This is a genomic window from Streptomyces sp. NRRL S-920, from assembly GCF_000717945.1.
GTDB classification, from domain to species: domain Bacteria; phylum Actinomycetota; class Actinomycetes; order Streptomycetales; family Streptomycetaceae; genus Streptomyces; species Streptomyces alboniger.
Genome location: NZ_JODF01000009.1, coordinates 179,749 through 188,062, shown reverse-complemented (window position 1 = coordinate 188,062; position 8,314 = coordinate 179,749). Strand labels below are relative to the sequence as shown.

The window sequence follows — 8,314 nt, the reverse complement described above, 5'->3', positions numbered from 1 at the left end:
CGTTGAGGTCTGATGCCGGGGTGGGGTGTTGCTCTGGCGGGAGTCCGCAGGGCTGGCCGGGGTGTCCTGCGTACCGCCGGGGCGGGTGCCGGGCTGCGGAGTTGTGGAGGGTGTGGCTGGGGTCTGGTGAGGGTGCGGGGTGTTGTTGGCGGTGCGTTGGGGCATCGCCGGGGTGGGTGCCGTTGAGGTCTGATCGTTGAGGTCTGATGCCGGGGTGGGGTGTTGCTCTGGCGGGAGTCCGCAGGGCTGGCCGGGGTGTCCTGCGTACCGCCGGGGCGGGTGCCGGGCTGCGGGGTTGCGGAGGGTGTGGCCGGCGTCTGCTGAGCCGGGGAGGTCGGCGCCTTCTGAACCGGGGTGACCGGTGCGCCGATGGGGGACTGGCGGGTGGCGGGCCGCGCGGCCGGGTTGTGCGGGGGCGGTGGGGTGCTGCTCGTGGCCGGGTGTGCGGGCTCCGCCGGGGCGGGGGGCACCAGCCCGCCGGTGGGGGCGCGGCCGGTGCCGGGCCGCGGTGTCGCGGCCGGAGGCTGCTGACTCAGCGGCTGGCCGAGTCCCGCGCGGGGGCGTCCGCTCTGAGGGGCGCCGGTGTCCGGGGCGGCGCGCTGGACCCGGCGTACGCGAGGCCGTCGCTGTACGGGCTGGACGGGGGAATCCGCCCGCACAGCGACGGGGTCTGCTGCCGCCGCGTTCCCGGGACCGGGCGCGGCGGAGGCAGGCATCCCCGGACCGGCGGGGGACACCGGCCCGGGGACGTCTATGGGCCGGACAGAGGTGTCCGGCGCGGTGGGAGAACCGCTCTCGGCGGCGGAAGGTGCCGTACGCGTACGCGTGGCGCCGACAGGGAACAGCTGCCGCTGCGGTACCGCGTTCGGCGGCGCCGACACCAGCGGGGATCGCCCTGCGGGCGCACGCCGCACCCGGGGTACGACACATGCGCCCGACGCCGCTGAATCGAATGCCGCCGAGCGCTGAACCGCCGCGTCCGCAGGGGCGTTGGGCCCACCGGAACGGACCGCCGCGTCGCCCACCGCTCGGCCGGGCGTGGGACTGGGAGCGCCCTCGGGAGTTCCCCGGCGCCGCTGCGGTGCGGTCGGCGTGGACGGCGTCCGCGCACCGGTCACCGGGACGGCGGCAGCCGCCCCGGCCGCCCGCTGAACGAACCCAGCGGCCCCAGGAGCGTCAGAGCCCGCATCAACAGGAACCCCACGCACAGGCAGACTCAACGAAGGCAGGTCAAGGCGTCCCGGCCGCCCGGCCACGGGTGTGAGGACATCGCGGAGCACGCCGCCAGGGGCCGAGGCACGCACCGCGTGACCCAACTCACCGCCTAGGGACGGATTCTGATGGGTAGACAGCATGGCGCCGAAGCCCTGCTCGGCGACCGTACGCGGCGCCGCCAGGACACGCTGGACCGGCGGCACGGCAGCCCAGCCACCACCACCGCCCCGCACACCCGACGCCACCTCAGCACCGTCACCGGCACCGGAGCCAGCACCGGCACCAGCAGGGGCACCAGCACCGGCACCGCCGCGCGCCGTCTCCACGGCATCACGCCCCCGCGCCCCACGCCGCCACCCGAACAAGCCCATCACTTACTTACCTCGACTCACCAAACCGCCCGACAGTCCTACGCCCGAAGGGCACCCGCCCCAACCCTCACTGCCCGGCCTCCGCCCGCTCCACCAGCCTGGCCGTCCGCGCCACGTACGCGCGCCGGTCCGCGTGTTCGAGGTCGAGGATGTCGTCCATGCCCCAGTGGAAGTGGTAGGCGAGGTACGCGACTTCCTCCTCGATGCGGTCGGCCGCGTACGTCACGATTCCCCCAGGCGGCTCCCGGCCAGCTCCACCTCGAAGGGCTCCGCGCAGTGCGGGCACGCCACGGCCGCCCGCGTGTGCCCCTCCGCGTTGATCTGCCGGTAGAAGTCCTGGAGGAAGGCGAGGTCGGAGGCGAACATGTTCTCCACCGTGCCGTCGTGGACGGAGCCGAGCGTGCCGAGCCGGGTGATGACCCGGCCGAGCAGGACCACCGAGAGGTACGCCGGGTTCTCGCGCACGCGCACGTCCCGCAGCGGGACAAGCTCGTCGCGCGCCGTCGCCAGCCGCATCGCGCCGTTGCGGTGCACGGTCCCGGACTCGTCCACGAAACCACGCGGCAGCTCGAACTCGAACTCCGTACGCAGCGGTTCGCGGACCGCCGCCGCGCCGCCCGCCACCCCCGGAGGGCCTTCGCGCCGCATTATTCGATGACCAGCTCTTCGAAGACGATGGTGACCTGCTCGGTCAGCGCGGCGGCGTCGCCCGCCTTGACCCCGCTGGTCTCCACCTTGCTGCACCAGGCGTTGCGCAGGTTGTACCGCTTCACCGGGTTGTTCTGGTAGTCCATCATCATGATCGTGGCGTTCTTGCGCGCCGAACCCATGTCGCCCGCGATGGACGTGTTGATCCACTCGCTGAAGACGGGGCTCTGCGTCATGCCGCGGGTGACCGTGCACTCGCCGGCCTTCTTCACGCCGGGCATCTTCTTCACGACGGGCTTCCCGTCGGCCGACACCTGCTGGTACTCGATGACGTCCTGCTCCATCGACAGGCCGCTCACCTCTTGGAGGTACTCGACCATGACGCCGTCGATCTGAAGGCCGAAGTTGTGTGTGGTGAGGGCGTCACCGGGCTGAAGGGACAAGGGAGTTCACTCCTGTTGTGGTTCTGTGGGGCGGTGATGTCAAGTGCGTACGCGGTACATGCGGCGCACGCGGTACTCGCGGCGTACGCGGCGTACGCGGCGTACGCGGTCTACTCCTCCAGCTCGCCGCCCCCGCCGGAGAACTGCGCGAGCCGGAACACCACGAACTCGGCGGGCTTGACCGGCGCGATGCCGATCTCGCAGACGACCCGGCCGAGGTCGACCGACTCGACGGGGTTGGTCTCCGCGTCGCACTTCACGTAGAAGGCGTCCTCGGGACGCGATCCGAACAGTGCGCCCGACCGCCACTCGTTGACGAGGAACGCCGAGACGTTGCGGCGGATACGCGCCCACAGCGCCTGGTCGTTGGGCTCGAAGACCACCCACTGGGTGCCGATGAGAATCGACTCCTCCAGGTAGTTGAAGTAGCGGCGCACGTTCAGGTAGCGCCAGGCCGGGTCGGACGCCATCGTGCGCGCGCCCCACACCCGGATGCCGCGGCCCGGGAAGGCGCGGATGCAGTTGACGCCGATCGGGTTGAGCAGGTCCTGCTCGCCCCGGGTGATCTGGAGTTCAAGGTCCACCGCGCCGCGCACGATCTCGTTGGCCGGCGCCTTGTGCACCCCGCGCTCGGAGTCGTTGCGCGCCCATACGCCCGCCATGTGGCCGGACGGCGGCACGACCACCGACTGGCCGGTCGCCGGGTCGAAGGACTTGATCCACGGGTAGTACAGGGCCGCGTAACGGGAGTCGTAGCCCGCCAACTCCTGTCGCCACTGCCGTACCTGACGGGCATTGAGCGACGGGGGCGGGTCGATGATCGCCATCCGGTCGCCCATCAGCTCGCAGTGCGAGATCAGCCCGAGCTGGACCGCCTTGACCTGCTCCTCGTCGATGAGCCCCTGCTGGTAGGCGGCCATCAGGTCCGGCACCGCCACCATGTTGATCTCGTCCAGCGCCTCCAGGCCGCCGAACCCGGTGCGGTCGGCGGAGTCGCCGATGAACTGAGCGGTCTCCACGCGGGCCACGGACCCGTTCGACGCGGGCGTCGCGGGCGCGGCGGCGGGCGCGGGAGCGGGCGGCGCGAGCGTGACGGACTGGGCCTCGGGCCTGGCCAACTGGCCGCCCGCCGAGGCCTCTTCGAGCACGATGGTCTTGGAGCGCTGCTTGACCTGCGTGACGACGTAGTTGCGCGCGGTCTTCTTCGCGCTCACGTCGAAGCTCTCGACGACCTTCTCGCCGTCCTTGACGACCAGCTTGAAGCGGTCCGCCGCGCTCTCGCCCTCGCCGTCCTGCACCTCGACGGTGAGCGCCCCGCCGTTGCCGGTGCCCGCGGCGATCGCCGACACCGTGAAGGCGCCGAGCGCCACGGGCTCGCCCGCGGTCAGCTCCTTGGGCGCCTGCGCGGCGGCCGCACCCTGCTGCTGTGGATCGGCGCCGCCCACGGTGTCGGTACCGCCGACCCGTACGACGTACGCGGCAGCGCCACCGTTGTTGAAGAACCCGTACACGGAGTGGGCCAGGTAGTACCCGTCCGTGAACTCGCCGAACGCCGCCACGTACTGGGACCAGTTGGTCACCAGCGTCGGCTCGTTCAGCGGCCCGCGCGGCGCCAGACCGACGAAGGCCGCCACCGATGTGCCGACGCCCTCGATGGGGCGCGAACCGCTGGCCACTTCTTCGATGTAGACACCGGGGGACAGGTACGTGGGCATGTGGGCCTGGCTCTCTTCCTGGAGGCGAGCAAAAGACTGAAGGGGAACAAGGGGAACAGCGGGAGGGGAAACTGGAGGGCATCAAAACGATGACCCATGTGCGCCCCGGTGCGTAGAGACAAACGGACGTCAACGAGGGCAGACGCCGCTGCCCGTTCGGCCGCCCTCCCGGCCCTCGCGGCGAAGGCCAGCCGGGCGACGCGGCGCGGTGCGCCCGGAGGCTGTCGGCGGGGCAGCGGGCGTTGCCCGTCCGGACACGTGCGCAGGCGTGGGGACGGTCCGCGGCCGGGCCGCGTTCTACCCCGCCCCCACCTACGGCCGGATGTGCGTGGTCCGTGGCGCATATGCCCCGCACGACGTCCCGGCGGCGTCCATACCAGGTCAAGAAGGTGGCGCAAGTGCGCCGGGTGCGCCGGGAGGCCGGTGCGACTGTCGTACCGTTTGGTGCGGATGGTCATTCGTGGCCAGTACGAACGGGCACATTCACAGGGCGCTACGGGGCAAGGGGTGCGGGCTGAGCATGCGGGGCGACGCGGACGGTGAACCGGGCCAGAACGGCGATCCGGGCCAGAACGGCGATCCGGGCCAGAACGGCGATCCGGGCCGGAACGGCGATCCGGGCCGGCGGGACGGGAGGGGAGCGGGCCAGGTCGACCCCGGCGCGTCGCTGTGGTTCCAGGTCCTCGGACCGGTACGGGCCCGGCGCGACGGGCAGCCGCTGAACCTCGGCTCACCGCAGCAGCGCGCCACCCTCGCCGTGCTGCTGCTGCGCGACGGGCGGCCGGTCTCCGCGTCGGAGCTGGTGGACGCCCTGTGGGGAGAGGAACCGCCGCCGCGCGCGGTGGGCACGCTGCGTACGTACGTCTCCCGGCTGCGCACCCTGCTCGAACCGGGCCGGCGTTCCCGCGAACCCGCCCGGCTCCTGGTGTCCGCCGGTGACGGCTACGCCCTGCGGGTGCCCCGCGCCGCTCTGGACGCGTGCGAGCTGGAAGACCGGGTGGCCGCGGCGCGGCGGATGCGGGCCGCCGGTCAACACGCCGACGCACACGCCGAGTTGACGGCCGCCCTCGCGCTGTCGGACGGCACCCCGCTGGCAGGTCTGCCGGGCCCCTACGCCGGACGCCAGCGCGACCGACTCACCGAACTGTCCGTCACCGCCCAGGAAGAACTCTTCGCCTGCGCCCTCGAACTGGGCTGCCACGGCGAGACCACCGCCCCCCTGCGTGCCTTCGCCGCCGAACACCCGCTGCGCGAACCCGCCCAGGCCCTGCTGATGCTGGCCCTGCACCGCGCCGGCCGGCAGGCGGACGCCCTCGCGGTGTACGAGAGCACGCGCCGCACCCTCGCCGCCGAACTCGGCGTCGACCCCGGCGAAGCACTCACCGCGCTTCGCGACGGGCTGCTCAGGGGCGGCCCCCTCCCGCCCACCGCCGGTCCGGGCCCCCTCTCCGGTCCGGGCCCCTCTTCCGTCGACCCGCGCCCCCCGCTGCCGGCGCCGAGGCCGCTCCAGCCGTCACCCCTCCAGCCTTCGGACGTCCGCCCGGCGGAACTTCAGGCTCCGGAGGGCCGCTCCCGCCCCCTCGACGCCCGCCCCTCCGACTCCCGCCCCTCAGGCCTCCATTGCTCCGACGCCCACACGTCGGACGTCTACTCCCGAACCCCCACTGCCCCCGCTGCCCCCACCGACCCCATCACCCGCCCCGCCCAGCTCCTCCCCACCGTCCCCGACTTCGCGGGCCGTGAGGCCGAGACCGGGCTGCTGATCGAGACCCTGCGCGGCGCCGTGTCCGGCGACGATATGGCCGTCGCCACGCTCACCGGCCTCGGCGGAGTCGGCAAGACCGCCCTCGCCGTGCACGTCGCGCACGCCTTAAGGGACGACTTCCCCGATGGGCAGCTGTACGTGGACCTGTGCGGCGCCGACCCCACCCCCGGCATGGACAGCGGCAGCGCGCTCACCGGCTTCCTGCGTGCCCTCGGCGTACCCGAGAGCGCCGTACCCGACGGCCTCGACCAGCAGACCGCCCTGTACCGCTCCCTCCTCGCCGGGCGCCGCGTCCTCGTCCTCCTCGACAACGCCCGCGACACCGCGCAGGTGCGCCCCCTGCTGCCCGGCACCCCGGGCTGCGCCGTGCTCGTGACCAGCCGCTCGCGGACCATCACGCTGCCCGGCGCGCGCCTCGTCGACGTCGAGGCGATGGACGAGCGGGAGGCGCTCGGCCTGCTCTCCGCCATGATCGGCCGCGACCGCGTGGCCGAGGAGCCGGCCGCCGCCCGCGAACTGGTCGCCACCTGCGGCGGACTGCCCCTCGCCGTCCGCATCGCCGCCGCCCGGCTGGCCGCGAGGCCCGGCCGCGCCATCGCCGACCTCGCCGCCCGGCTGCGCGACGAGCACCGCAGGCTGGACGAGCTGCGGGTGGACGACCTGGGCGTCGAGGCCACCTTCCGGCTCGGCTACGAAGCACTCGACCCCGGCCTGGCCCGCGCCTTCCGCATGGTGTCGCTCTGTTACATGCCCTCGTTCTGCCGAGGAGCCGCGGGCGCCCTGCTCGACGTGAGCGAGGAGGCGGCCGAGACGGCTGTCGAACGGCTGGTCGACGCGGGGCTCATGGAGCTGCACGGCGAGGACCGCTACCGATTCCACGACCTGGTGAGGCTCTTCGCCAGGCAGCAGTGCGAGCGGCACGAGAGCGTCGCGGAGCGCGCCGCCGCCCGGCTGCGGTTCCTCGACTACGTCCTGGCCACCGTCATCACCGCCATCCGCCGTACGAAACCGCACAGCGTGCTGCCGGACCTGCTTCACCGGCCCGCCTCCCCGGGCAAGACCCTGCCGGACGAGGCCGCCGCGCGGGACTGGCTGGTCGTCGCGCACTCCCGTCTGTACGCGGCAGCCGAGAACGCCCTGCGCCACGTCCCGGACCCCGCCACCACCAAGGGTGAAGAGGGCGAGGCGGGCGCCCCGCCGGGCCTGCGCCCCACCGTCGACCTGCTCACCGCCTGGTCCCACCTCCTGATCGGCACCGCCCGACACCGCGACCTGGAGCCGCTCGCCGAACTGGCCCTGGAGACCGCCCGGCACCACGGCGACGACCTCTGCGCGGCCCGCGCCCTGCGCCTCCTCGGCGCCCCCCACTACGGCACCGAGACCTATGGCCGCGCCGAGCGGATGCTGCGCGAGAGCCTGCGGCTGGCCGCGTCGGCGGGGGATCCGCTGGTCGGCGCCGAGGGCAGCCACGAACTGGGCATCGTCCTCATGGGCCTCGGCCGCTCCGCGGACGCCCTGGAGCAACTGCGCTTCGCGTACGCGCGCTTCGGTGCGCTCGGCGGGCACAGCGACCGTGTGCGCGTCCTGTCGCACATGGCACGGGTGTACGTCGCTTTGGGGCGGAGCACGGAAGCCGACACCGCGCAGTCCGAAGCGGTGCGCCAGGCACGGCGGTCGGGCGGTACGTCCACCCTCGCGCACGTCCTCTACCAGGCGGGCTGCGCCCTGCTGGCGGACGGCCGCGCCGCCGAGGCCGCGGACCGGCTGCGTGAGGCGCGGCGCCTGCACGCCCGCGCGCGCGACCCGCGCTGGGAGGCGCTGTGCTGGGCCCGCCTCGCCGCCTGCGAACTGGACCTGGGCAGCCCGGGCAAGGCCATGGACTGCGCGGACGCGGCGCTGGCCGTCGAGGGCGAGCTGGGCGACGCCTTCTGCCACGCGCTCGCGATGGCCGCGCGGGGCCGGGCGCTGCTCGCCCTCGGTGACCTCGACCGGGCCAGGGGCGCCCTCCTGATCGCGTACCGCGTCCTGGACCGGCGCGGCGCCGTGGAGGCCACCGCGATCGCCGCGCTCCTCGCCCAGTGGAAGCCGCACAGGGGCACGCCCCGCCCGCTGCTCTCGGCCCACGGCTGAGAGCCCGTACGCGAGGGCAACACGCGC

General features: G+C 73.6%; 5 protein-coding genes. 1 reads left to right on the top strand and 4 read right to left on the bottom strand.

Annotated features, from left to right (window positions below):
- Window positions 1-1,653 precede the first annotated feature (1,653 nt).
- The 4 genes from IG54_RS42485 to IG54_RS0109615 all read right to left on the bottom strand — a co-directional run bounded on the left by IG54_RS42485 (window position 1,654) and on the right by IG54_RS0109615 (window position 4,392).
- The gene (locus tag IG54_RS42485) at window positions 1,654-1,812 is read right to left on the bottom strand and encodes a DUF6760 family protein (RefSeq protein WP_164551842.1); all 159 of its coding nucleotides are present in this window, start codon (window positions 1,810-1,812) and stop codon (window positions 1,654-1,656) included.
- Window positions 1,809-2,234, bottom strand: coding sequence for a hypothetical protein (locus IG54_RS0109625; protein WP_030779978.1), 426 nt, complete (start codon window positions 2,232-2,234; stop codon window positions 1,809-1,811). The genes IG54_RS42485 and IG54_RS0109625 overlap by 4 nt, the downstream gene beginning before the upstream one ends.
- The gene (locus tag IG54_RS0109620; RefSeq protein ID WP_030779975.1) at window positions 2,234-2,677 is read right to left on the bottom strand and encodes a phage tail protein; all 444 of its coding nucleotides are present in this window, start codon (window positions 2,675-2,677) and stop codon (window positions 2,234-2,236) included. The genes IG54_RS0109625 and IG54_RS0109620 overlap by 1 nt, the downstream gene beginning before the upstream one ends.
- 110 nt (window positions 2,678-2,787) lie before the next feature.
- Window positions 2,788-4,392 carry a phage tail sheath family protein gene (locus IG54_RS0109615; protein WP_030779972.1) on the bottom strand — a complete coding sequence of 535 codons (1,605 nt, stop codon included), beginning with the start codon at window positions 4,390-4,392 and terminating at the stop codon, window positions 2,788-2,790.
- A gap of 520 nt (window positions 4,393-4,912) precedes the next feature.
- Between IG54_RS0109615 and IG54_RS37835 the strand changes: the two genes are divergently transcribed.
- Complete coding sequence (locus tag IG54_RS37835) at window positions 4,913-8,287, top strand: BTAD domain-containing putative transcriptional regulator (RefSeq protein ID WP_051819397.1); 3,375 nt, start codon at window positions 4,913-4,915, stop codon at window positions 8,285-8,287.
- The last annotated feature ends 27 nt before the right edge of the window (window positions 8,288-8,314 follow it).